At 73.0% G+C, this 24,058-nt stretch carries 20 protein-coding genes and 2 pseudogenes; 9 read left to right on the top strand and 13 right to left on the bottom strand.

The genetic code is table 11. The features are described 5' to 3' along the window. The first annotated feature begins 392 nt into the window (after positions 1-392). Positions 393-998, top strand: coding sequence for an ATP/GTP-binding protein (locus tag AB0J10_RS02920; RefSeq protein WP_363057130.1), 606 nt, complete (start codon positions 393-395; stop codon positions 996-998). 134 nt (positions 999-1,132) lie between these two features. On the opposite strand, the gene AB0J10_RS02915 is transcribed toward AB0J10_RS02920, so the two are convergent. Continuing rightward, entirely contained in the window at positions 1,133-1,561 is a 429-nt protein-coding gene (locus tag AB0J10_RS02915; RefSeq protein ID WP_363057128.1) for a PPOX class F420-dependent oxidoreductase, read from the bottom strand. 149 nt (positions 1,562-1,710) lie between these two features. On the opposite strand from AB0J10_RS02915, the gene AB0J10_RS02910 reads away from it, so the two are divergent. Continuing rightward, positions 1,711-2,124 (top strand): roadblock/LC7 domain-containing protein, encoded by a 414-nt coding sequence (locus AB0J10_RS02910; protein WP_363057126.1) that lies wholly within the window; start codon positions 1,711-1,713, stop codon positions 2,122-2,124. A gap of 436 nt (positions 2,125-2,560) precedes the next feature. Here AB0J10_RS02910 and AB0J10_RS02905 read toward each other — a convergent pair whose 3' ends face one another. Next, positions 2,561-3,646 carry a phosphatidylinositol-specific phospholipase C domain-containing protein gene (locus AB0J10_RS02905; RefSeq protein WP_363057124.1) on the bottom strand — a complete coding sequence of 362 codons (1,086 nt, stop codon included), beginning with the start codon at positions 3,644-3,646 and terminating at the stop codon, positions 2,561-2,563. Between the two features lie 560 nt (positions 3,647-4,206). On the opposite strand from AB0J10_RS02905, the gene AB0J10_RS02900 reads away from it, so the two are divergent. The 5 genes and pseudogenes from AB0J10_RS02900 to AB0J10_RS02880 all read left to right on the top strand — a co-directional run. Beyond that, the gene (locus tag AB0J10_RS02900; RefSeq protein WP_363057122.1) at positions 4,207-5,763 is read left to right on the top strand and encodes an ATP-dependent DNA ligase; all 1,557 of its coding nucleotides are present in this window, start codon (positions 4,207-4,209) and stop codon (positions 5,761-5,763) included. Positions 5,764-6,391: 628 nt separating this feature from the next. Continuing rightward, positions 6,392-7,291 (top strand): aminoglycoside phosphotransferase family protein, encoded by a 900-nt coding sequence (locus AB0J10_RS02895; RefSeq protein ID WP_363057120.1) that lies wholly within the window; start codon positions 6,392-6,394, stop codon positions 7,289-7,291. Positions 7,292-7,385: 94 nt separating this feature from the next. Further along, positions 7,386-7,535 (top strand): annotated as a pseudogene (locus AB0J10_RS02890) (Tn3 family transposase); the annotation flags it as partial. After that, positions 7,532-8,080 carry a hypothetical protein gene (locus tag AB0J10_RS02885; protein WP_363057118.1) on the top strand — a complete coding sequence of 183 codons (549 nt, stop codon included), beginning with the start codon at positions 7,532-7,534 and terminating at the stop codon, positions 8,078-8,080. The pseudogene AB0J10_RS02890 and the gene AB0J10_RS02885, both read left to right, overlap by 4 nt. A 408-nt stretch (positions 8,081-8,488) precedes the next feature. Next, positions 8,489-9,214 (top strand): annotated as a pseudogene (locus AB0J10_RS02880) (DUF2993 domain-containing protein); the annotation flags it as partial. Between the two features lie 606 nt (positions 9,215-9,820). Here the strand turns inward: AB0J10_RS02880 and AB0J10_RS02875 are convergent. Then, entirely contained in the window at positions 9,821-10,669 is an 849-nt protein-coding gene (locus tag AB0J10_RS02875) for an SDR family oxidoreductase (RefSeq protein ID WP_363057116.1), read from the bottom strand. 425 nt (positions 10,670-11,094) lie between these two features. Here AB0J10_RS02875 and AB0J10_RS02870 point away from each other — a divergent pair, with 425 nt between their 5' ends. Beyond that, positions 11,095-11,889 (top strand): SDR family oxidoreductase, encoded by a 795-nt coding sequence (locus tag AB0J10_RS02870; RefSeq protein ID WP_363057114.1) that lies wholly within the window; start codon positions 11,095-11,097, stop codon positions 11,887-11,889. 27 nt (positions 11,890-11,916) lie between these two features. On the opposite strand, the gene AB0J10_RS02865 is transcribed toward AB0J10_RS02870, so the two are convergent. Further along, complete coding sequence (locus AB0J10_RS02865) at positions 11,917-12,510, bottom strand: XRE family transcriptional regulator (RefSeq protein ID WP_363057112.1); 594 nt, start codon at positions 12,508-12,510, stop codon at positions 11,917-11,919. Positions 12,511-12,616: 106 nt separating this feature from the next. Between AB0J10_RS02865 and AB0J10_RS02860 the strand changes: the two genes are divergently transcribed. Next, entirely contained in the window at positions 12,617-13,495 is an 879-nt protein-coding gene (locus tag AB0J10_RS02860) for a class I SAM-dependent methyltransferase (RefSeq protein WP_363057110.1), read from the top strand. A 3-nt stretch (positions 13,496-13,498) separates the two neighbouring features. Here AB0J10_RS02860 and AB0J10_RS02855 read toward each other — a convergent pair whose 3' ends face one another. From AB0J10_RS02855 to AB0J10_RS02815, 9 genes are all read right to left on the bottom strand, one after another. Next, positions 13,499-14,242 (bottom strand): SRPBCC family protein, encoded by a 744-nt coding sequence (locus tag AB0J10_RS02855; protein ID WP_363057108.1) that lies wholly within the window; start codon positions 14,240-14,242, stop codon positions 13,499-13,501. 2 nt (positions 14,243-14,244) lie between these two features. Then, positions 14,245-15,405 (bottom strand): XdhC/CoxI family protein, encoded by a 1,161-nt coding sequence (locus AB0J10_RS02850; protein WP_363057106.1) that lies wholly within the window; start codon positions 15,403-15,405, stop codon positions 14,245-14,247. Then, positions 15,398-16,549 (bottom strand): VWA domain-containing protein, encoded by a 1,152-nt coding sequence (locus AB0J10_RS02845; protein WP_363057104.1) that lies wholly within the window; start codon positions 16,547-16,549, stop codon positions 15,398-15,400. The genes AB0J10_RS02850 and AB0J10_RS02845 overlap by 8 nt, the downstream gene beginning before the upstream one ends. Before the next feature lie 5 nt (positions 16,550-16,554). Continuing rightward, a complete protein-coding gene (locus tag AB0J10_RS02840; RefSeq protein WP_363057102.1) occupies positions 16,555-17,517 on the bottom strand; it encodes a MoxR family ATPase in 963 nt (320 codons plus the stop codon). Positions 17,518-17,533: 16 nt separating this feature from the next. Beyond that, complete coding sequence (locus AB0J10_RS02835; RefSeq protein WP_363057100.1) at positions 17,534-18,388, bottom strand: xanthine dehydrogenase family protein subunit M; 855 nt, start codon at positions 18,386-18,388, stop codon at positions 17,534-17,536. Next, positions 18,385-20,850, bottom strand: coding sequence for a xanthine dehydrogenase family protein molybdopterin-binding subunit (locus AB0J10_RS02830; protein ID WP_363057098.1), 2,466 nt, complete (start codon positions 20,848-20,850; stop codon positions 18,385-18,387). The genes AB0J10_RS02835 and AB0J10_RS02830 overlap by 4 nt, the downstream gene beginning before the upstream one ends. Further along, on the bottom strand, positions 20,847-21,326 hold the full coding sequence (locus AB0J10_RS02825; RefSeq protein WP_363057096.1) for a (2Fe-2S)-binding protein: 480 nt from the start codon (positions 21,324-21,326) through the stop codon (positions 20,847-20,849). Before AB0J10_RS02825 ends, AB0J10_RS02830 begins: the two co-directional genes overlap by 4 nt. Before the next feature lie 124 nt (positions 21,327-21,450). Next, entirely contained in the window at positions 21,451-22,212 is a 762-nt protein-coding gene (locus AB0J10_RS02820; protein ID WP_363057094.1) for a class E sortase, read from the bottom strand. 145 nt (positions 22,213-22,357) lie between these two features. Further along, positions 22,358-23,836, bottom strand: coding sequence for a glutamate--cysteine ligase (locus AB0J10_RS02815; protein ID WP_363057092.1), 1,479 nt, complete (start codon positions 23,834-23,836; stop codon positions 22,358-22,360). Positions 23,837-24,058 lie beyond the last annotated feature (222 nt).

Genomic DNA, 24,058 nt, shown 5'->3' with positions numbered 1-24,058 from the left:
GCCTGCACGGCGAATCGCCTCCCGTGGGGTAGGGGCATGCGACGGACGGGACGTTCCGGGTGCCCTGCCGGCGCGGTGTCAAACGCCGTCGCCGCCGTCTGGGAACGTCGTCGTCATGGCGTCCGTACAACCAGCGTCCACCCGTCGAACTGTCGCGGCCACACGAAGTTGGAATGGATTCGGACACTGATTCAGTCCGGAACAATCACATCGCGCAAAAAGCGATCCATGCGCCCCACCTGTGGCTCCGATTGCCATACTGCTCACGTTCGCAGAACAGATGTGCTGGCGCCGGCCCTCCCGGCCGGCCTTCCCCGAGGCGGCGGGGACGGCCGTGACCTGGGGCTCCCTGCTGCCACTTGTCGGCGCACACCCACTGAGAGAAGTGATCGATGGCCCCCGAGCTCTCTGGCGGCATCGGCGGAGACGCCGCCGCTCTCGCGCTGAAAATACTGGTCGCCGGCGGTTTCGGCGTCGGCAAGACGACCCTCGTGGGCGCGGTCAGCGAAATCCGGCCACTGCGTACCGAGGAACAGCTCAGCGAGGCCGGCGAGGGCGTCGACGACACCGGCGGAGTCGACCAGAAGACGACCACCACCGTCGCCATGGACTTCGGGCGCATCACGATCCGCTCGGGACTGTCCCTCTATCTCTTCGGCACACCCGGTCAGGACCGCTTCTGGTTCCTGTGGGACGAGCTCTCGCAGGGCGCGCTCGGCGCGGTGGTCCTCGCGGACACCCGGCGCCTCGAGGACAGCTTTCCGGCCGTCGACTACTTCGAGCACCGGCGGATTCCGTTCGTCGTCGCCGTGAACTGCTTCCCCGGCGCGCGGACCTACGGGGCGCACGAGGTCTCCCGCGCGCTGGACCTGGACCGGGGGACGCCGGTCGTGCTGTGCGACGCCCGTGACCGTGATTCGGGGAAGGAGGTGCTGGTCCGGCTGGTCGAGTACGCCGGGCGGATGCACACCGCCCGGCTGCTCGACTCGGTGGGGTGAGGAGGGCGGCGTCGATCGGACGGCGGGTGGGAAGGCCCGACGAGCGGCCATGCGGCCGGGGAAGCGGAACATGCCGCTCGTCACCGGGGGCGCTCCACTCGGCGCACGGGCCGGCGCGGTCGGGGGAGACACCGTCAGTCGGCGACGTCCGCCATGGCCTGGACCTTCTCGACGCGCACCCGGACCAGCAGCTCGCCGGGCACCCCGTTGCGCGCGCCGAACTCCTCGGCGCGGTCCTCGCCCATGTAGCGTGCGGCGATCCTTGTGGCCCAGTGCAGCAACTGCTCCGGTTCCTCGCCCAGTTCCGCGCGGCCCTGGACGACCACGAACGAGAACGGCGGACGGTCGTCGTCGACACAGAGGGCGACCCTGCCGTCGCGCGTCAGGTTCCGGCCCTTCACCGACTCCTTGCCGGTGTTGAACACCACGTCGTCACCGTCGAGGAGGAACCAGACCGGTGCGATGTGCGGGCTGCCGTCCGCCCGGACGGTCGACAGTTTCGCGGTGCGCGTGCCCTGGGACACGAACGCCCGCCATTCGTCCTGAGACATCTTTCTCGCCATGGGAACCATCCTCGGACGCGACCCGTGGTGAGGGAAAGTCAACTCTCCGCTGCCGTGCGCCGGTGATGACTCCTTGCCGGGACGGGGACTGTACGCGAGGCTTACCCGCGACACGGGGGAACGCGAACACACGAACGGGGAGGAACGCCATGGCAGCGGACAAGGGGCTCGACTGGCTCCTGGACGATCTGACCAAGAGGGTCTCGTACATACGGCACGCGCTCGTGCTGTCCAACGACGGCCTGGTGACCGGGGCGAGCACGGGACTCGCCCGGGAGGACGCGGAGCACCTGGCCGCCGTCTCCTCCGGACTGCACAGTCTCGCGCGAGGCTCGGGCAGGCACTTCCGTGCGGGCCGGGCGCGGCAGACCATGGTGGAGTTCGACGACGCGATGCTCTTCGTCACCGCCGCGGGCGACGGCAGTTGCCTGTGCGTGCTCAGCGCCGCGGAGGCCGACGTCGGCCAGGTCGCCTACGAGATGACGCTGCTGGTGAACCGGGTGGGGGAACACCTGGCGGTGGCCGCGCGGCAGCCCGGGCGGATCACGGTCTCCGAATTCTGACGCTTCGCGTCGAGGCCCTGCGCCCCGCCTGGCACCTGTGCGGGTAGCGTCGTACGGGACCGCGTGACGCCGGCCCTGGCGAGGTGCCCAAGGACACCGTGCCCGGGGCGCGCCGTGGCGGCCCCGGAGCCGAAGTGGCGGCCGCGCGCTCGCGGTGCGGTTCGGTCACGTCCGTACGGCACCGGGCGGCGGCCCTGGGGCGGAGGCGGGCCGGCGCCGCCTCGAGGTGTTCCGGGCGGCCCCGGTCCCGGGCCGGCCGGAGTCTTCCTCTCCCGTCGGGCGGGGACGGGGAGGCCCGGCGTCGTCCGCCGTCCGGGCGGGTGCCCGAGGGCTGCCGGCCCGGTGGCGCCGATTCAGGGACTCCCCGTCGCGCTCTGACTGGGCCGAAGGGCCGCCTCGAACGGTTCGCGCCGGGGGAGGACCGTCGGCGTCCCGACTACCGCTGTGACAGGGGGGTGCCGTCGGCGGTGCCGCGGGGCACCACGCTCGACAGGACCGAGGGCAGTGTGTGCCAGTCCGACGAGACCACGCTCGCGTGCCTTCCGGCCAGCAGAGCGACACGGTCGCGGGCCTGTGCCTCCGTGGGGCTGGTGCTGTCGATCGCGGGCGGCACGCTGTGGGCGCTCGTCATGAGGACGAGGTAGTGGTTCCGGTCGTACCAGGCGGTGTCGATCGAGCCGCCCGCGTAGACGGAGGCGCCTCCGTCGAAGACGACGAACCACGGACGCAGGGAGGCGTCCGAGTAGCGGCCGCGCGGGTCGCCGGCCTGCGCACCGAGTACGGCGGGGAAGGCCGAGGCCGTGGCCAGCCGGCCGGCCGAGGCGAGGTTCCGCAGATGGATGGCGTACTCCCGGTCCGTCCACAGCGTGTCGAACGGGTTCCCCTGCTCGACCGTGCCGGGTATGAGTTCGACGATGAACTTCCCCGCGAGGTCGGTGCGGGAGGGCCAGCCACGGGCGCGTACGGCGGAGTCCAGGTCCGGGTGGCCCGCGGCCAGATCGGCGGGCCGGTACAGCGCGTCACCGAGCCTGGCGGTGAGCAGGGCGTCCAGCGCGGCGGGACCCCGGCCGTGCTTGTCCTGGAAACCGTCCTTCATCTCGACCTTGAGCAGGATCGGCCGGTGTCCCGGGTTCGCTTCGTGCCAGGCGCGGATGTCGGAGAGGCAGCCGCTGAGATCCCTGTTGCGGGACTTGCTGCGCAGCTCGGCGGCGGTCGAGGCGTTCACACAGTTGTTGTCGTTGCCCACCGGATTGTCGTGGGCCACCCGGAAGGATCTGCCGAACACATTGGTCCACACGTCGATTTCGAGCATTCCCGCACCCGAGTCCAAGGCGTCGGCGAAATAGGGGTACTTCGCCTTCTCGTACGCGTTGTGTACGCCGACCGAGGTCGTCGACGAGTACGCCGGTGCCGTCGCCTCGGTGCCCGGTGCGGCCGCCGCGGGCGCCTGTGCCGGTACGAGGGCCACACCCAGTGCGGCGGCGGCGACTGTTGCCGCTGTCGTGCGCGAGAGCTTCCTCATGGTCCCCTGCCTGTGTCGGAAGTGGAGCAAATCCACGGCAGATTAGGGGAGTTGGGCGAAGGATGGGAGGTATCCGCGTGGCGGAGAGGGAATCTTCCGGAACTTCCCCGTGGTTCCGGTGGCGAGCGGGTGGCCGCGGTGTGGCGGCTGGGAGCGCACGCGGCGGCCGTACGCCCATCGCGTCCGGCGTCCGGCGTCCGGCGGCCGACGCCCGCCGCGTCCGCTGACCGGGGCCGTGGACGGGGAGGAGGCTTGTGCCGTCAGGGACCGCGTCCGACCGGAGTCCCCGGGGCCCGGTGCGTCCCGGCGCCGGTCGTGCCGGAACCCGCCCGGGCGGATCCGGACCCCAGGCTCCGGGCCACGCAGGCGCGGCCTCGACCTCCGCGCAGGCCACGCCGGGCCCGCAGAGCGAAGGGGCTTGCGTGCTTGCCCGGTGGCGCACCGCGCCGACCACGGGCCGGTGGCCCGGTCGAGGCCGGAGTCGCCCACCGCCCCGGTCGCGCCGGACCCGGGCCGGGGCACGGCGTGCGGACGGGGGCCGCGGCAGGCACGATGGCCGCATGCTGCTGGCCCGCCTCGCCGATGTGTCCCGGCAGATCGCTGCCGAGCCGTCACGCACCCGGAAGATCGAAGCCCTGGCGTCCCTGTTCCGCGACGCCCGACCGCAGGAGGCCGCGCTCGTCATCTCCTATCTGGCAGGACGGCTTCCTCAGGGCCGGCTCGGCGTCGGCTGGAGCGTCCTCAGGGACCGGCCCGAGCCGGCCGGGGAGCCCACCCTGACCGTCGAGGAGACCGACGCAGGCTTCACGGCACTCGCCGGCGTCGCGGGGGCGGGCGCCCAGGCGGAGCGCAGGCGGCTCGTCGGCGGTCTCATGGCCGCCGCGACCCTGCCCGAGCAGGAGTTCCTGGTGAGGCTGCTGACGGGTGAGGTGCGCCAGGGCGCCCTCGACGCGGTGGCGCTCGAGGGCGTCGCCAGGGCGGTCGGCACACCGGCGGGGGAGCTCCGGCGGGCGGTGATGCTCGACGGTTCGCTTCCCCGGGTGGCCGAGGCGGTACTGGCGGAGGGGCCGACGGTGCTCTCGTCCTTCCGGCTCCGTGTGGGGCATCCCGTGCAGCCCATGCTCGCCCACACCTCGGTGTCGCTGGCCGACGCGGTCCGGGCTCTGGGCGCCTGCTCCGTGGAGGAGAAGCTCGACGGGGTCCGTATCCAGGTCCACCGCTCGGCCGGGGAGGTGCGTATCCACACGCGGTCGCTCGACGACATCACCGCCCGGCTGCCCGACGTGGTGCAGAAGGTGCGGGAACTGCCCGGGGACCGCTTCATCCTCGACGGCGAGGTGATCGCACTCGACCCGGCGGGCAGGCCGCTGCCCTTCCAGGACACCGCCTCCCGTGTGGGTTCCCGGACGGACGTGGCCGCCGCCACCGCGGCGGTTCCCCTGTCACCCGTCTTCTTCGACATCCTCGCGACCGAGGGCAGGGACGTGCTCGATCTGCCCGGGCACGAGCGCCATGTCGAGCTGGCCGCGCTGGTTCCCGAGCCCATGCGGGTCCGGCGGTTCGTCGTCGAGGACCCCGCGTCCCCCGCCCAGCTCGAAGGCGCCGAGGGCTTCCTCGCCGCCACGCTCGACCGCGGCCACGAGGGGGTCATGGTCAAAGGGCTCGACGCACCCTATGTCGCGGGGCGCCGAGGCCGCTCCTGGCTCAAGGTGAAGCCCGTGCACACGCTCGACCTGGTCGTCCTGGCCGCGGAGTGGGGCCACGGCCGCCGCACGGGACTGCTGTCGAACCTCCATCTGGCGGCACGGGGTGCCGACGGGGGTCTGGTGATGCTCGGCAAGACGTTCAAGGGGCTCACCGACGAGATGCTCCGCTGGCAGACGGAACGGCTGCGGGAGCTGGCGGTGGAGGACAACGGCTTCGAGGTGCGCGTCCGGCCCGAACTCGTGGTCGAGATCGCCTACGACGGTCTGCAGCGGTCCTCGCGCTATCCCGCAGGTGTCGCGCTGCGGTTCGCCCGCGTCCTGCGCCACCGTCCCGACAAGCCGGCGGCGGAGGCCGACGCGATCGAGGACGTCCTGGCGGCCACGCCCGTGGCGCTTCCTTCGGGGGACTGATGCGGTGAGAGGTGCTGCCGGGAGCAGCGGGAGGAGGCGTGTCGGTGAGGAGGTGGCCCCGGCCGGTCGGGGGATGCCGGCCGGGGCCGTTCACCGGGTGGGCGCACCGTCACCGATGGTGCGGTCTGCGACCACGCCTGAATGAACGATAAACCATCTTAGAGCGTTCCTCGAACCCGCCCCACGCCCGGGTCCTGCGCCGCCGTGCCGCGGCGCCGGATCCCGCGCCGCGGCCGCGCTGCCGGCGGTCCGAGTGCCGGGTGCGCCGGTCAACGGGGCGCCCCCCCGGCAAGGGCCCTCGGGCGGTCACCTCCGCTCCCAGGCGGGGGAGGGGCGGCCGGCTGAACCGCGTCGCTCCGAGGACGACGCCCGGCGTGCGGCCGTCGCCGGAAGGACTGCCGCGCTCCGTGCGAGGTGTCGGCAGCCGCCGCGCTCGACCAACTGCTGGAACGGCTGGTCGACATCCCCACGCCGGCTGGGGCGACACCCCGAGAGATCGGCGTTCCGGCGACCGCGACGCTCCTGCCGATCGTCGCCGTCAACCAGGGCAAAGGGTGAACTACTTGACAAATCAGATTCCGCAAAGGCATTTGACGCTCACCGGCGCCGGACGATCGGATGACGGCCCATGAGCACAGGGCGCATGCATCCCGGCCAGCATCCCATCGACGACGACCTCGTACAGCGGCTGATCGCTGAGCAGTTCCCGCAGTGGTCGGGGCTACCGGTGGAGCGTTTTCCCTCCGGCGGCACGGTCAACGCCATGTACCGGCTGGGCGACGGCATGGTTGTGCGGCTGCCGTTGGTGCGGGGCGGAGCCAAGGACGTAGCGATGGAGCAGGAGTGGCTGCCCCGCCTCGCGCCCCGGCTACCCATGGCCATTCCGGAGGTCCTCGGGGCCGGGGAGCCCGCCGACGGATATCCGTGGCCGTGGTCGGTGTACCGGTGGCTGGCGGGGGAGCTTCCCGAAGCGGGGGCACTGAGCGAGCCCGTGCTGCTGGCCAAGGACCTGGCCGAGTTCGTAGCGGCGATGCGGAGCATTACCCTGCCGGGGGCGCCGCAGGCCCATCGCGGCGGGCCGGTCAGCTCGCTCGACGCGGAGACCCGGGCGGCGATCGAGGAACTGCGTGGGACACCGCAGGAGGACGTCGACTGCGATGCCGCGGCCGCTGTATGGGAGGACGCGCTTCGGACCCCGGGCTGGGACGGGCCGCACGTGTGGCTGCACGCCGATCTGATGCCGGGCAACCTGCTGGTCGACGGCGGCAGGCTGGCCTCGGTGATCGACTTCGGGTGCACGGGGGTGGGAGATCCGGCCTGCGATCTGTTCCCGGCGTGGAATCTACTGCCGGCCGATGCACGGGAGGTCTTCCGCGAGGCGTTGGGCGTGGACGACGTGACCTGGATCCGCGGCCGGGGGCGGACGCTGTCGCAGGCGCTGATCGCACTGCCGTACTACCGGAGAACGAACCCGGCGATGGCGTACAACGCCCGGCACGTGATCCGGGCGGTGCTGGGAGAGAGCTGAGGTATCCCAAGACTCCGCCCGAAACACTGCGAGTCCGAACCGGATCGCCGGCGACCACCACCTCACAACCTGATTCCACAGAGTCTGCGACTACCTCGCCGATGTCGAGCTGCGGCAGGAGATCCACGAGGGCCTCCAGGTTGTGGAGAACTGGAACCGCGCGAACAAGGGCCTCGCCTGCGGCAAGGACGGCGACCTGGCCGGCGCGGACAAGGAGATGCGCCTGGCACGATGCCGGGCATGAGCCCGACGCCAGAGCTGACACAGAAGACCCTGACCGAACGCGGCTTCCGCGGCTTCGTGCCGTTCCGTGAACTGCCCGACAGCAACGTCCCCACCGGGCATGGAATCTACGTGGTGATCCGTACGGACAGCTCGCCCCCCTCGTTCCTCCCCATCAGCCCTGCCGGACACCTCAAGGGCCGCGACCCGTCCGTGACAACCGACAAGCTCAGCAAGGCCTGGGTGGAGGGGGCAACGGTCGTGTACATCGGCAAGGCGGCGGGCCAGGACGGGCTGAATCAGCGGCTTGCCGACTACCGCCGCCACGGCGCCGGTCTCCTGGTCGGCCACTGGGGCGGCCGCTACATCTGGCAGCTGGCCGACTCGGACGCGTTGCTCGTTGCCTGGCGGCCGATGACCGAAGGTGACGCGGGCGAGGCCGAGCAGGACCTGGTCGACGAGTTCAAAGAACTCCACGGGGGAGCGCTGCCCTTCGCCAACCTCAGGGACAACGCCCGAAAGGCTCCGAAGACAGGAACCGGCCTCCCCGCCCTGCACATCGCGTAGTCGGCGGCACGCTACCGGGGCCAGGCCCACCCAGGGGAAGCTCAGAGCACCCTCAGCTACTTGTCACTCCGTGGCAGCTTCGGGAGCAGAGGGTCCCGCCTGCCCTCACCATGAACACTGCCCCGAGCATCACCCAGCGCTACACGTCCGCTCGCCGTAGCTGTACGAGAACAGGGCCATCCCGTCGAGGTCGCTCGTCCTGCCCTCGTTCCGGCGAGAGCCGATCGGCCACGGCCTCCCGGTCCTCGCGGTCGCTCCGACCTCGAACGGGCTTCCACCGCCGGGATCCCGCACGCGCAATCCGCCGTCATCCGCGCCCCCCGAAGGGCGCCGGTGTCCGGAGACTGTGGCGCGGTCCACGGTGGTCGGACTTGCGTTCGAGGGTGGTGATCGTGATGGGATGAGTCGATGCGACCCCCCACACGCATGACCGCGCATTCCCGCAATCCGTACGAGGAACTTGCCCAACTGGCCGACCCGGAGCCGGACTTCAGTGAGCACGGTGATTCCGCTGCCCGTGCCTGCGGTCACCCGCCCGCACGCGGCATCCCGTCGGACGAGACGCCCGACGAATGGTCGCCGCCCGACCATCGCGGCCGGAGCCGGTTCGGTGCACTGCCGGTGGCGCTGAAGCTCACCGTCGGCGCCGTCGTGTGCGCCACGCTGCTGTGCGTCGGCGACCGACTGGCCCTCGCCTACGCCGAGGACAAGGCCGAGGAGAAGATCCGCGACTCGCTCGGCCTCGGCGCGCGCCCGGACGTCGACATCGCCGGCTTCCCCTTCCTCACCCAGGTGCTCGGACAACGGATCGACCGTGCCGACGTCACCCTGCCCGATGTCGCCGCCGACAAGGTCTCGCTCGCCGAGGTGCACGCCACCGCGCGCCACATCCGGATCGTCGGCGATCTGCCGAGTTCCCTACGGGGCGCCGTCGTCGACCGCATGGACGGCGACGTCCTGCTCTCCTTCGACGACCTGAACCGTGAACTCGGCGCTTCCCGGGTGAAGTTCACCAGTGCCGGTCCGGGCGGGGTCCACATGGCCGGGTCGCTTCCCGTGGCCGACAGGGAGATCACGGTCCGGGCGGAGGCCCGCATCGAGAGGGAAGGACAGCGAGCCGTGTCGACCACCGTCGAAGACATGCGGCTCGACGTCCCCGGGCTGTTCAGCTACCGGCCCGGCAAGGACCCCGGGCGCTCCGGCCTGCGCCTCCACCGCGAGGCGGCAGCGCGCATCAGCCGTGAGGCCGCCCGCGTCAGGGCCCTGCTGGCCCTGCCGGCCGTGGTGAAGCGGTTGGGACTTCCCGAGTCCCAGATCGAACGCGCGCTGCGCAGCGAGAAGGAACTCAGCCGGCTCACCGGAACGCCGCGCTTCCTCCAGAGGCTGATGACGGTCAACCTCGTCGACGTCGTCGTCGACCATCCCTGGCTGCTGGAGAAGGTCGGCATCGATCCCCGGCTGATCGGCGCCCTGCTCGAACTCCGGCCACCGCAGCTCTCCGACCGGCTGTCGCTGTCGTTCGAACTGCCGAGGACGACGGCCGGGGACGTCCGGCTCGAGGACGTCGTGGTGGAGCGCGAGGGCATCCGCGCCCACCTGACGGGGACCGGTCTGACCTTCGGCAAGCCCCCCGCCGGCCGCCCTTCGGCCGCCGGTCCTGCCGACGCCGGCCTCGCCCACGGCCGCCCCACCGGCGTGCACCGCGGGAGCCCGGCTCCGACCGCCGCCTCCGGCGGGCACTCAGCCGTCGGGACCGGGGCGGGGCGCGATGCGGTGGTGGAACGCGACCGCGCCGGGGTCGACGGCCGTCACTCCTCCGTCGACGGTCAGCGTGGCGCCGTTGACGAACGAAGCGGCGGGTGACAGGAGCCAGGCGACCGCCTCGGCGACCTCGGCCGGAACGCCGGGTCGGCGTGCGGGGACGAGCCGGGTGGCTTCCTCGTACGCCTGCTCCGTGCCGTCGGCGGAACCCGCGCCGGGCAGTCCGGCCTCGTCGGCGAAGCGCGCCATGCGCCGGTCGGCCATGTCCGTCCTCACCCAGCTCGGGCAGACGGTGTTGGCCCGCAGACCCCGCGGGCCGTAGTCGACGGCGACGGAACGGCACAGCTGCAGCAGCGCCGCCTTGGACGTCGCGTAGGCGGCATTGGCCCGGCCGTTGCGCAGCGCGGAGACCGAGGCGACGGCCACGACGGCGCCGCGTGACCGGAGCAGATGGGGGAGGGCCGCGCGGAGGAGCAGGAACGGGCCGGTCACGTTGGTCCTCATGACCGATTCCCAGTCCTCGTCCGGCAGATCGCCGACGGCACCGCTGCGGGCGATGCCCGCGTTGAGCACGAGCCCGTCCAGGCGGCCGTAGGCCGTGACCACCGCCTCGACCAGCCCCTCCACCGCCTCGCGGTCGGCCGTGTCGGCGGCGTGCGCCAGTGCCCCGGTCTCCCGCGCGATCTCCTCCAGCGGGCCTGGGCGCCGCCCGGAGACGACGACATGATGACCGTCCGCCCGCAGTCTGCGCGCGGTGGCGGCTCCGATGCCGGTCCCCCCGCCGGTGACGAGGTGGACTCCGCGCTCGGCAACTCCTGTATCGCTCATGGCTCTTGACCTTACGCGCCGCGGTCTCCCCGCGCGGCGGCACCGTCCTGGCGCACCTCGCGCGGGGAGGCGCGCAGGGGGCGCCGGCCGCCCGGGATTCGTCCGGGGCACGGTGATGTCCTCCTGGTCCGTACGCCGCGGACAGCGCCCGTGCGCCGGTGGTCGGGTCCGTGGACCTCGAAGCCCCAGCGGCCGGGTCTCCCTCGCCGACCACGGGCTGTTCCTCGGCGACCCGGGGCGAGGCCCGGGCAGGGCCCGTGACATCGGGCCGCGGCGGCGGCTGGGCGATGTCGTGCGGGGCCACCGGGCCCGGCGTGATCAGGCGATCCGTCCCTCCGGGGCATCGCGCGGACGTGCCCCGTGCGGTGTGCGGTTCCTGCGTGGCGCCGCCGGTTCGCGCGGTGTTCCGTGGCAGCGTGGGGCGGGTGCATGTGGATCTGAGCGGCAGGACCGCCATCGTCACGGGCTCCTCGCAGGGAATCGGCCTCGCCATCGCCGTCGGCCTGGCCGGGGCGGGCGCCACGACCGTCCTCACTGGCCGCGGCGAGGAGCGCCTGCGCGAGGCGCGGGAGCAACTGCTGGACCAGGTCCCGCACGCGCGGGTGACGTCCGTGGCGTGCGACCTGACCACCGAGGAGGGTGCCGCACGGCTGCGGGCCGAGGTGCCGGAGGCGGACGTCCTCGTCAACAGCCTCGGGATCTTCGGCCCCACCGATCCCCTGGAGATCACCGACGAGCAGTGGCGCACCTACTTCGAAGCCAATGTGCTCAGCGCCGTGCGTCTCATCCGCACCTATCTGCCGGGCATGAAGGACCGCAGATGGGGCCGGATCCAGAACATCGCCAGCGACTCCGCCGTCGCCACCCCCGCCGAGATGATCCACTACGGGATGTCGAAGACCGCCCTGCTCGCGGTCTCCCGCGGCTTCGCCAAGGACGCCGCCGGCACCGGTGTGACGGTGAACTCCGTCATCGCCGGCCCCACCCACACCCCGGGCGTCGAGGACTTCGTGTACGACCTCGTCGGCCGCGGCCGCCCGTGGGACGAGGCGCAGCGCGAGTTCATGCGTCTGCACCGGCCCCAGTCGCTGCTGCGCCGGCTGATCGAACCGCCCGAGATCGCCAACCTGGTGGTCTACCTGAGTTCGGAGTACGCGTCGGCGACGACCGGGGGAGCGGTCAGGGCCGACGGCGGATACGTGGACTCGATCCTTCCCTGACGGCCCTGACGGCCCTGACCGGGCGGGTCAGCCCTCGGCGGGGCGTGCCCGTACGTGCATCCGCTCCCCCTGCGGCCCGAACAGGGACAGGAACTCCACTGGCCGGTCCCCGGCGTTGGCGAAGCCGTGCGGGGTGCGGGTGTCGAACTCCGCGGCCTCGCCCGCGCCGAGAACGAGGTCGTGCTCGCCCAGTGCCACCCACAGCCGGCCGGTGAGCACATAGAGCCATTCGTAGCCCTCGTGCACCTTCTGCTCCGGGCGTACGCCCTTGTCCCTCGTCCGCGGCGGAACGATGTGCTTGTAGGCGTGCATACCCCCGAGGTACCGCGTCAGCGGTACGTACGTCTGCCCGTTCCGGGTGAACGGACGCTGCCGGATGCGCGCGTCACCGACCGCGGCAGCGCCGACCAGCTCGTCCAGCGGCACGCCGTACGCCTGGGCCAGCGGCAGCAGCAGCTCGAGCGTGGGCTTCCGCCCGCCGGACTCCAGCCGCGACAGCGTGCTCAGCGAGATCCCGGTCGCCTCGGCGATCTGGGCCAGTGTGCTGCCGCGTGCCTGCCGCAGGGCACGCAACCGAGGTCCCACGGCCGTGAGCACCTCGTCGAAATCGTTCTCCGTCATGGATCCATTTGCCGCCATGGCAAACGGATTCGTCAAGCCGTGACTGTCCGGAAAGGGCCGCCCGTCCGCGCCCGCGCGTGCGGCCACGGCGTGTTGGATGGTCCCCATGACCGAAGCAGCCGAGCACCACGCGCCCCTGGACCCCGCCCTGCGGTGGATGATGCGGATCAACGAGGCCAACTGGGACGCCCGCACTCCCGTGCACCTGGCCAGCGCGTTCTACGGGCTGACGGGGAAAGGGCGGGACGCCGATCCCGACCGCTGGTTCGGCGATTTCGAATGGGCGGATCTCGGTGATCTGGCCGGCCGTGACGTGCTGCATCTGCAGTGCCATCTCGGCACCGAGACGCTCGCCTTCGCCCGGCGCGGCGCACGCACCACCGGGCTCGACCTCTCCGGGGCGTCGATCGCCGCCGCCCGCCGCCTCGCCGCCGACGCCGGTCTTCCGGTCGACTACGTCCAGGCCAATGTCTACGACGCGGCAGAAGCGCTCGGCACAGAACGGCGGTTCGACGTCGTCTACACCGGCAAGGGCGCGCTGTGCTACCTGCCGGACCTCGACCGCTGGGCCGCCACGGTCGCCGCGCTGCTGCGCCCCGGAGGCCGGCTGTACCTCGTCGAGTTCCACCCGCTGCTGGGCTCCCTCGGCCCCAAGCCCGCTCCGGGCGAGGGCTCCGAACTCCTGCTGCGCCACGACTACCTGGGTGGACGGGGCGCGATCCGCCGCGACTCGACGTACACCTACACCGACGGGCCGGCCGTGCGGGGGACGACCGAGAGCTTCGAGTGGATGCACGGGATCGACGAGATCGTCAACGCGCTCACCGGGGCCGGCTTCGGGATCACCAGGCTGCGGGAAATCGACGAACTCCCCTGGCCACGGTGGCCGGAGATGGTTCGCACGCCCGGCGGCTGGTGGCGGCTGCCCGCCGCCTCGCCCCGGATCCCGCTGCTCCTCGCCCTGCTCGGGACGCGCACGGACTGACGGTCAGCGCCGCCGGCGCCGGACGGCCACGGCCACCGCGGCGGCGGCCGCTCCCGCGGCGAGCGCCAACGGGACGATCCTCCTGGTGACCGGCAGACCCGCGGTCCGCAGGAGATCGATGGGTTCGGCGGCTTCGGTGGGCCCCGCCTCCGCACGCGCCTCGGGCACGGCCGGGACCCCGGGCTCCGCCACGCCCGCGGCGGGCGCGGGCGGCTCCCCGCCCCCCGGCACGGCGGGCCCGGTCGTGGCCGTCCCCGCTCCGGCCGCCGCGCCCTTCCCGGCGTCCGCGGTCTCCGCGCCGGGCGCCCCGGCGAGCCGTTCTGACAGGCAGTCCGCGAACCGGCCCACGAGCCTGTCGCCCACCTCGGCCATCACACCCCGCCCGATCTGCGCCGGCCGTCCGGTCACGGCGAAGTCGGTACGCACGGACACGGCCGTCCCGGCTTCCGACGCGGTGAGCCCGGCCGTGACGGTCGCCCGCGCGGTGCCCTGCCCCCGCACCTCCTTGCCGTTGGCCTTCAGCACCATCCGGTGCGCCGCCTCGTCCCTCTCCTCGAAGACGGCGGTGCCCCGGTACGTCAGCGTGACCGGCCCCACCTTCACCTTCACGGTGCCGGTCACCTTCTCGCCGTCGAACTCCTGGACGGTCGTGCCCGGCAGACAGGGCGCCACCCGCTCGATGTCGAGGAGCGTCCGCCATGCCTCCTCGACAGGCACGGGGACGGTGAACTCGTGCCGCAGTTCCATGTTCAGCTCCGTTCCTCGTCGACCCCGGCGGACCCCGCCCGCGTCCCGGCGCCGCCGGGAACCGGCCCGGCCGGGTGGATCGCGCCGGCCGTCTCCGTCAGCGGCGCGCCGCTCCCGCCCCACCGCAGCGCCACGATCTCCGCCGCCACGGACACGGCGACCTCCTCGGGAGTGCGGGCGCCCAGGTCCAGGCCCACCGGCGAGCGCAGCCGGGCCAGTTGCTGCTCGCCCAGCCCGGCCTCGCGCAGCCGCTTGGCGCGGTCGTCGTGGGTGCGGCGGCTGCCCATGGCGCCGATGTACGCGGCCGGCCTGCGCAGGGCCTGCTCCAGCAGCGGCACGTCGAACTTCGGATCGTGCGTCAGTACGCAGACGACCGTGCGCGCATCGGTCTCGGTGCGGTCCAGATAGCGGTGCGGCCAGTCCACGACGACCTCGACGCCTTCCGGGAACCGCTTGGGCGTGGCGAACACCGGACGCGCGTCGCACACCGTCACCCGGTAACCGAGGAAGTCGCCGATCCTGGCGACGGCGGCGGCGTAGTCGATGGCACCGAACACCAGCATCCTCGGCGGTGGAGCGAACGAGTGCAGGAAGACCGAGACGTCGTCCTCGCGGCGCTGCCCCCGCGGCCCGTAGTGCCGCACACCGGTCGAGCCCTGCGCCAGCCCGCCGCGCGCGTCGGCCACGACGGCGGCGTCCAGCCCCTCGGCGCCGAGCGACCCGGCGACCTCGTCCGCCCACACCGCCAGGGTGGCGCCGCGCGGCGCGGGACCGTCCGTCACGGTCGCGACCGTGACCGGGCGGTGCGCGGCGACCGAGTCGGCCACCGCCCCGAACACCGCGTCGGTGCCCGGCGAGACGGCCCGTACCAGCAGCGTGATCTCACCACCGCAGGTCAGCCCGACCGCGAACGCGTCCTCGTCGCTGTACCCGAAGGTGTGCAGCCGTGCCGCACCGTCGGCCAGGACCTCCTGCGCCATCTCGAAGACCGCCCCCTCCACACAACCGCCGGACACGCTGCCCACGACCTCGTCGTCCGGGCCGACGGCCATCGCCGCGCCGGGCCCGCGCGGCGCGCTGCGGCTCACCGACACCACCGTGGCCAGTCCGAACGGCTCGCCCTCGGCGTACCAGCGGTTCAGGGCGGGCAGAATCTCACGCATCCTCGGCTCCTCTCACCACCGCGGCGAGGTGCTCCAGCGCCGCCAGACTGTGTCCCTCGACGAACGCGTCGACACTGGGCAGGGCTGCCGCCATCCCGGCCGCCAGCGGCGCGTAACCGGGCCGGGCCTTGCGCGGATTGGCCCACACGACCCGGTGGGCCAGCCGGTGCAGCCGCCGCATCTGCGCGGCGAGGAGGGCCGGATCGCCGCGTTCCCAGCCGTCGGACAGCACCACGACGACAGCGCCCCGGGCCATCCCGCGCTGGCCCCACCGGTCGAGGAAGGCTCGCAGCATCTCGCCGAGCCGGGTGCCTCCGCGCCAGTCGGGGACTGCGGCGGCGACCGCCGCCAGCGCGGTGTCCGGGTCGCGGTGCCCCAGCGCGGCGGTCACCCGCGTCAGCCGGGTGCCGATCGTGAACACCTCCGTGGCCGCCCTCGACGCCGCGGGCCCGCCGTGCGCCGCTGCGTGCGCGAACCGCAGCAACGCGTCCGCGTACGGGGCCATCGACCCGCTCACGTCCACCAGCAGCACCACCCGGCGGGGCCGTTCGGTACGCGCCCGCCGGCGCAGCCGGGCCGGCTCCCCGCCGCGGCGAAGCCACTCCCGCACCGTCCGCCGGGGGTCGACGACGCCCCGCCGGGCCGGGCGCAGCCGCGCGGAGCGACGCGGCTCGCCCCTTGGCGCGAACGCGGCCAGCAGCCGCCGCACCTGCTCGCGTTCGGCGGCCGTCAGCGCGGCGACGTCGCGGTGGCGCAGCACATCCACCGGACTGGCGAGGGCCGCCGCCGCGCCGGGCCGCCGGTCCTCCTCCTCGCCGCCCCCGCCGGGGGCGCGGTCCGTCGCCCGCACGGCGAGCCGTGGCGGCGGGGCCCCGGGCGGCAGCGGCAGGGCCCGCGGCGCAGGCGTACGGTCACGCGGACCGAAGTAGGCGGCGAACACGCGGTCGTAGCGGTCGAGGTCGTCCTGGCCGCCGCACAGCGTGAGCCTCCCCGCCCAGTACACGTCGGTCCGCCGTCGCGGTCCCAGGACGTCGAGTGCCCGCAGGAACGTCTGCACCCGGTCCGGCCCGGCGTCCATCCCCGCGGCGCGCAGCGCACGCGCGAATCCCACCAGCACCGCGGTCCCGCAGTCCACCGGAGCCATCCGCCTCACGCCCCCGCCGCCCGCAGGGCGAGGATCGCGGACAGGTCCATGGACCGGGCCCGCTCCGTGTCCTCCCGGTACTTCAGCACCGAGCCGAGCGTCGCCACGGCCAGCTCCGCGTCCAGCTCCGTGGCTCCCAGCGCGTCCAGCGCCTCGGCCCAGTCGATGGTCTCGGCCACTCCCGGCGGCTTCACCAGCTCCTCCGACCGCAGGGCCTGGACGAGGGCGGTGACCTGCTCGGCCAGCCTTGCCGACACCGCCGGCAGCCGGCTGCGGACGATCGCCAGCTCCCGGGCGAAGGAGGGGTGGTCGAACCAGTGGTACAGACAGCGCCGCTTGAGCGCGTCGTGCACCTCGCGCGTCCGGTTCGACGTCAGCACCACCACGGGAGGGGTGTCGGCGCGCAGCGTGCCCAGTTCGGGAACGGTGACCGAGTACTCCGACAGCAGTTCCAGGAGGAACGCCTCGAACTCGTCGTCCGCCCGGTCCACCTCGTCGACGAGCAGCACCGAGGGCTGGGTCCGCAGCGCCTGCAGCAGCGGCCGTTCGACGAGGAAACGCCGGTCGTACAGCTCCGCCTCCAGCCGGTCCACGTCGGTGACCCCGGCCGCCTCCGCGGCGCGCAGGTGCAGCAGTTGCCGGGGGAAGTCCCAGTCGTACAGGGCCTGCGAGGCGTCGATCCCCTCGTAGCACTGCAATCGGATCAGCGGCGCTTCCAGCATTGCGGCGAGCGCGCCGGCGAGCGAGGTCTTTCCCACGCCCGCGTCGCCCTCGCAGAACACCGGGCGGTGCAGCCGCAGCGCCAGGAAGCAGGCGGTGGCGAGGCCCTCGTCCACGAGATAGCCGACGTCCTCCAGCCGCCGCCGCACCTCGTCCGGCCCCTGGGGAAGGACTGCGGTTGCACCCGCGACGCGTCGTGCCCCGCCGTCCCCGGCCTCCCCCGCGGACCCGGTCGCCGTCTCGCTCATCGCCGCGGCACACCCGTCACGACGGACCGGCCGCGGCGAGCACCGCCCGGCGGGTGAGCACCCGGGCCATGTGCTCGCGGTACTCGGACGAACCCCACAGGTCCGACGGGGGGCTGGTGCCCTCGGCCGCGGCCTCCGAGGCCCGCGCCACCTGCTCGGGGCCGTCCGCTCCCGCCAGCGCGGCCTCCGCGGCAGCCGCCCGCAGCGGGGTGGGGCCCATGTTGGTGAGCCCGATCCGCGCCTCGGCGATCCGCCCGCCGTGCGAGCGGACCAGGACAGCGACGCCGACCGCCGCCCACGCCTGTGCGGCCCGGTGGAACTTCTCGTACCGGAATCCCCAGTCCCCGGACTTCGGGAGCCGTACCTCCACCAGCAGCTCGTCGGGGTTCAGCGCGGACTGCAGGTAGTCGATGAAGAAGTCCCGTGCCGCGATGGTGCGCCGGCCCCCGGGGCCGGCGGCGACCAGTTCGCCGTCGAGCGCGAGGACGACCGCGGGCAGGTCAGCGGCCGGGTCCGCGTGGGCGAGGGAGCCGCCCAGCGTCCCCCGGTTGCGCACCGCGGGGTCGGCGACCGTCTCCGTCGCCGCGGCGAGCAGGCCCGCGTGCCGCCGCACCAGCGGGTCGGCCAGCACGTCGTGGTGCGTGGTCATGGCGCCGATGACGAGGGTGTCCGCCTCCTCACGGACACCGCGCAGCTCGTCGATCCTGCCCACGTCCACCAGCAGTTCGGGAAAGGCGAGCCGCAGCCGCAGCATCGGGAGCAGGCTCTGCCCGCCGGCGAGGACCTTCGCGTCCTCACCGCCGTCGGCCAGCGCGGTCACGGCCTCGTCCACCGAGTCCGGCCGCCGGTAGTCGAACGCCGCGGGGATCATGCCAAGCCCTCCTCGCCCGGGGCGGGCGCCTGGCCCGTCGTCGGTACCGTGCCCTCCGGCCGTCCTCCGGAGGAGGCGGCGCCTTCCTCGCCGCGGGCCTGCCGGATGGCCCGCCACACCCGCTCCGGGGTGCACGGCATCGGCACGTCCGTCACCCCGAGGGGGCGCAGCGCGTCCACGATGGCGTTGACGACCGCCGGTGTGGAGGCGATCGTCCCCGCCTCCCCGACGCCCTTCACGCCCAGCGGGTTGGTGGTGGCGGGTGTCTCGGTGCGCTCGGTCGTGAACTCGGGCAGGTCCGCCGCCGAGGGCACCAGGTAGTCCGCCATCGTCCCGGACGTCAGGTTCCCCTCGGCGTCGTACACGGCCTCCTCGTAGAGCGCCTGGCCGATGCCCTGGGCGAGGCCGCCGTGCACCTGGCCCTCGACGATCACCGGGTTGACGACCCGGCCGACGTCGTCGACGCACACATAGGAGCGGATACGGGTGTGGCCCGTCTCCGTGTCGACGTCCACGGCGCACAGATGCGTGCCGTGCGGGTACGAGAAGTTGTCCGGGTCCACGACGTGGTCGGCGTGTATCGTCGGCTCCATGCCCTCGGGCAGGTCGTGCGAGGAGAACGCCTCGAACGCGATCTCCTGGATGGTCCGCCGCGCGTCCGGGGAGCCCTTCACCGAGAACACGCCCTCCGCGAAGTCGAGGTCGTCCTCGCTGGCCTCCAGCAGATGTGCCGCGATCTTCCGTGCCTTCTCCACGACCTTCCGCGCCGCCTCGTGCACCGCCGTGCCACCGACCACGAGGGAGCGCGAACCGTAGGTGTCCATGCCCTGGGGCGCCGCCCGGGTGTCGCCGTGCACGACCTCGACGTCCTCGAAGGGCACCCCCAGCACGTCGGAAGCGATCTGGCTCCAGCACGTCACATGGCCCTGGCCGTGCGGACTCGTGCCGGTGACGACCTCGACCTTGCCCGTCGGCAGCATGCGGACGTTCGCCGTCTCCCAGCCGCCGGCCGCGTACCGCAGGTCCCTCAGCACCCGGCTCGGCGCGACCCCGCACATCTCGGTGTACGTCGAGATGCCGATGCCGAGGCGCACCGGGTCGCCGCGCCGCACCCGCTCCTGCTGCTCGGCCCGCATCCCCTCGTAGCCGAACAGCGCCAGTGCCTTGTCCGTCGCAGCCTCGTAGTCACCGCTGTCGTAGGTGAGCCCGGCGATCGAGGTGTACGGGAACTCGTCGCGGCCGATCCAGTTGCGCCGGCGCAGCTCCAGCGGGTCCATCCCCAGCTCGGCCGCGAGCTCGTCCATCATGCGCTCGATCGCGAACGTCGCCTCCGGGCGGCCGGCGCCCCGGTAGGCGTCGGTGGGCGTCCGCGTGGTGAAGACGCCGGTGCAGGTGAAGGCGTAGGAGTCCATCTTGTAGATGGCCGGGTACATGAACGCGCCGAGCAGCGGGGTCCCGGGCGTGATCAGCATCAGGTACGCGCCCATGTCGGCGAGCAGGTCGACCTTCAGCCCGAGCAGCTTCCCCTCGCGGGTCGCCGCGATCCGGACGTCCTGGATCTGGCCCCGGCCGTGGTGGGTGGCGAGATAGCCCTCGGAGCGCGACTCGGTCCACTTCACCGGGCGGCCGAGCGTGCGCGCCACGGCGAGGGCGACGGCCTCCTCCGCGTACACCTGGAGCTTGGAGCCGAAGCCGCCGCCCACGTCCGGGGCGATCACCCGCAGTTTCTGCTCGGGGATGCCGGTGACCATGGCCATCAGCACCCGCACGATGTGGGGGATCTGGGTGGCGGAGTACATGGTGTACTCGCCGGACGCGGCGATCGGCAGCACGACCACGGCGCGCGGTTCCATGGCGTTGGGGATGAGCCGCTGCTGGAGGAACCGCCGGGAGACCACCACGTCGGCCCGGGCCCGCACGGCGTCCCAGTCCTCACCGGTCGTCAGCGGCCAGACGTAGCACCGGTTGGTGCCCTTGTCCGCGTGCACGAGCGGTGCGCCCTCCGCGAGCGCGGCCTCCAGGTCGAGCACCGGTTCCAGTGGGGTGTAGTCGACGTCGACCGCCTCCAGGGCGTCGGCGGCCGCGTAGCGGTCCCGGGCGACCACCACGGCGACCGGGTCACCGGCGTAGCGCACCTCGTCGACGGCGACCGGCGGGTGGTCGGGCATCACGATGTCCTCGGTCACCGGCCACACGCACGGCATCGAGGCCAGTCCTTCGGCGAGGTCGCGTCCGCTGAACGCGGCGACGACACCGGGCCGCTCCAGGGCGGGGGAGACGTCGACCCGGTCGATCCGGGCGTGCGCCATGGGACTGCGCAGCACGGCCATGTGGAGCATGCCGGGCACGCTGATGTTGTCGGTCCAGGTGGTCTGACCGGTGACCAGGTGCGCGTCCTCCTTGCGGGCCCGGGCGCGGCCCACCTCCCGCTCGTGCGTCCGGTCCGCGGGCTGCGCGGTCATGTCCTGGCCTCCTGCTCGTGGCGGGCGGCCGCGAGCACCGCGTGGACGATGTTCTGGTAGCCCGTGCACCGGCAGAGGTTGCCCTCGAGGGCGTGGCGGACCTCGTCGGGAGTGGGATCCGGGTCGTGCCTCAGCAGCTCCCTGGCCGCCATGATCATCCCGGGTGTGCAGTAGCCGCACTGGAGCGCGTGCTTCTCGTGGAAGGCCCTCTGGAGGGAGTCGAGGCCCCCGGTGGGGGAGCCGAGCCCCTGCACGGTGGTGACCTCGCCTCCGTCGGCCTGCACCGCGAGCACCGAGCAGCTCTTGACGCTGTGCCCGTCGAGCTCGACGGTGCAGGCGCCGCAGCTGCCGGTGTCGCAGCCGACGGGGGTGCCGGTCAGTCCCAGGCGGTCCCGCAGATAGTGGACCAGCAGCAGCCGCGGCTCCACGTCGTCCTGGTAGGCAACGCCGTCCACGGTCACCGAGATTCGGTTCATCGGCCCTCCAGGGGGGACCGGGCAGGGGATACCAGCCGTTTTGTCTGATGTGTCCAACTCTAGATCGGCGCAACACGCCCCGCGACCGTGTCGCTTGGCGGCGACCGCAGCCCGCTCCGGCCGGTCAGCCCCTGGCGTCGCGTACGTCGGTGAGGACGCCCACCCGGTCGATCCGGTGCTCCGGGTTGTTCCGGTCGTCGCGCCAGTAGTTCCCCGCGGCGTTGTCCTCGGGTGTGGCGCAGGTGGAGATCGTGATCATCGGCCGGGTGGCGGCCCTGCCGGGGAAGCCGGGCACCGCGGCCCGTTGCTCGGCCAGTGACCGGGCCGACCGGAAGGACGTGGTCCGGTGCTCCGTGATCCGGTACTCGTAGATCTTGCCTCCCGAGGTCACCAGGACCGGGTCGCCCACGCCCAGGGACGGCAGGTCCCGCAAGGGCCCGCCGGCGGACAGCCGGTGCGCCGTGACGAGGTAGTTGCCGATCTCTCCCGGCCCGGCGCCGCCCCGCTCGCCGTACGGGCTGGCGGCCACTCCGCGGTCCTGGATGCGCGTCCCCGGCCAGTCGTCGGTGCTCCCCTCGTACGGGACGACGCGCAGGTCCGCCACGCCGATCGACGGGATGCTCAGCGCGGCCGGCCGGGTGCGCGCGCTGCCCGGCGGCTCCGGGGCCGCGGTCGCGGACGGGGCGGCCGCGGGGGTGAAGGCCGTCGGCGGCGGGGCCGGTGCGGACGGGGGTGACTGCGGGCCCTCGGCGGCGGACGAGGTCCCCGGGGCGGCCGCGGGCCTGTCGGACGTCCGGGCACTGCCCGCCGCGGGGGAGCAGCCGGCCGCCAGCACGGCGACGAGGGCTCCGGCGAGAGCGGTGGGAACGGCGCGGGAAGCGTGCATGGGCGGCACTCGGATCCGTAGCGGGGACTCGTGGGGGTCACGGCGCTGCGGGCCGTGGCCGTCCTCACGACGGTAACCGATCGTCTGTTCCCACGCCGTTCCCTCCGGCGCCGCCGTCCGCGACGGACCGCACGCGCGACGGCGCTCAGTCGACGGGCCAGGTGTGCGCCGGCGCGTTGAGGTGCATGTAGTCGATGTACTGCCGGGTCATCCGCCGCAGTGCCTCGTGGCGGGTCACATGGGCGGTGCTGTCGATGTTGTGGAACATCTCCGTCTGCCAGACCGCGCCGTTGCGGCCGGTGACACAGCGCTGCTCGATGATCCCCAGCAGCGGCTCACGCCACTGCGCGTCCATGCCGGACAGCTCCAGGCCCCGGTGGGCCAGTGGCAGCAGTCTCCGCAGCACCAGCTCGGCGGTCGGCACCTCGCCCATGCCCGGCCAGTAGAGCCGGGCGTCGATCCCGTGCCGGGCGGCCGTGTGCAGATTGTCCTCGGCGGCCGAGAACGACATGCGCGACCACACCGGGCGCTCCTCCTCGACCAGTGCTCGGGTGAGTCCGTAGTAGAAGGCGCCGTTGGCCAGGACGTCGGCGACCGTCGGCCCGGCGGGCAGCACCCGGTTCTCGACCCGGAGATGGGGCCGGTCGTTGGCCACCGCGTACACCGGGCGGTTCCAGCGGTAGATCGTCCCGTTGTGCAGCGTGAGTTCGGCGAGCTCCGGGATGTCGCCGCCCTCCAGGGTCTCCCCCGGGTCCTGGTCGTCGCACAGGGGCAGCAGCGCGGGGAAGTAGCGCAGGTTCTCCTCGAAGAGGTCGAAGACGCTCGTGATCCAGCGCTCGCCGAACCACACCCGCGGCCGCACGCCCTGCACCTTGATCTCCTCGGGGCGGGTGTCGGTCGCCTGCTCGAAGAGGGGGATACGGGTCTCCCGCCACAGCTCCTTGCCGAACAGGAAGGGGGAGTTCGCGGCCAGGGCGATCTGCACGCCCGCGACGGCCTGCGCCGCGTTCCAGTACCCCGCGAACTCGTCGGGCGAGACCTGCAGATGGAACTGGGTGCTCGTGCAGGCGGCCTCGGGCGTGATCGTGTCCGCATAGGTCCGCAACCGGTCCACACCGTCCACCGCGATCCGCAGGTCCTCGCCGCGGGCGGCGAACACCTGCTCGTTCAGCAGCCGGTAGCGCGGGTTCTCCGACAGCGCCGCCTCGCCCACGTCCTTCTGCTGCAGCGTCGGCAGGATCCCCACCATCGCCAGGTGCGCACCGACCTGCGCGGCCCGGTCCTCGGCGTGGTTGAGCGCGTCCCTGATCTCCTGCTCCCAGGAGTCGGGGCCGCCGGCGGTCAGCCGGCGCGGTGGAATGTTGATCTCCAGGTTGAACCGGCCCAGCTCGCTGGACCAGGCGGGATCGGCGATCGCCTCGAGCACGTCGGTGCTCCGCATCGCCGGTTCGGCCGCGCCGTCCACGAGGTTCAGCTCGATCTCCAGACCTACCTGCGGCCGCTCGGACTCGAACCGTGACTCGCGCAGCATCAGCGCGAAGGTGTCGAGACAGTCCTGCATCTTGTTCCGGTACCGACGGCGGTCGTCACGGGTGAACACCAGCGCCGGGACGTCTCGTCCCATCGGCCCTCCCGTATCTCCTCGGGCCCGATCCCCTCTCAGGGTGCCACCGCCCGTCGTACTCGACCAGCGAGGCGGGACCGGGGCCAGGAGGGCCGGCACCGCGGGCCCGGCTGTTACACGCCGCCGCGTCCGCGCCGCCGGGCGCGTGGGGTGGCGTGCGGGGTGGCGGGCGTGGATGGCAACCGCTTGTCGTTGATTCTTGTACGGGTCGCTGTACGGTGC

Origin of the sequence: Streptomyces sp. NPDC049887, from assembly GCF_040656535.1 — a bacterium.
Classification (GTDB): domain Bacteria; phylum Actinomycetota; class Actinomycetes; order Streptomycetales; family Streptomycetaceae; genus Streptomyces.
This window is presented reverse-complemented; position numbering and strand designations above follow the sequence as displayed.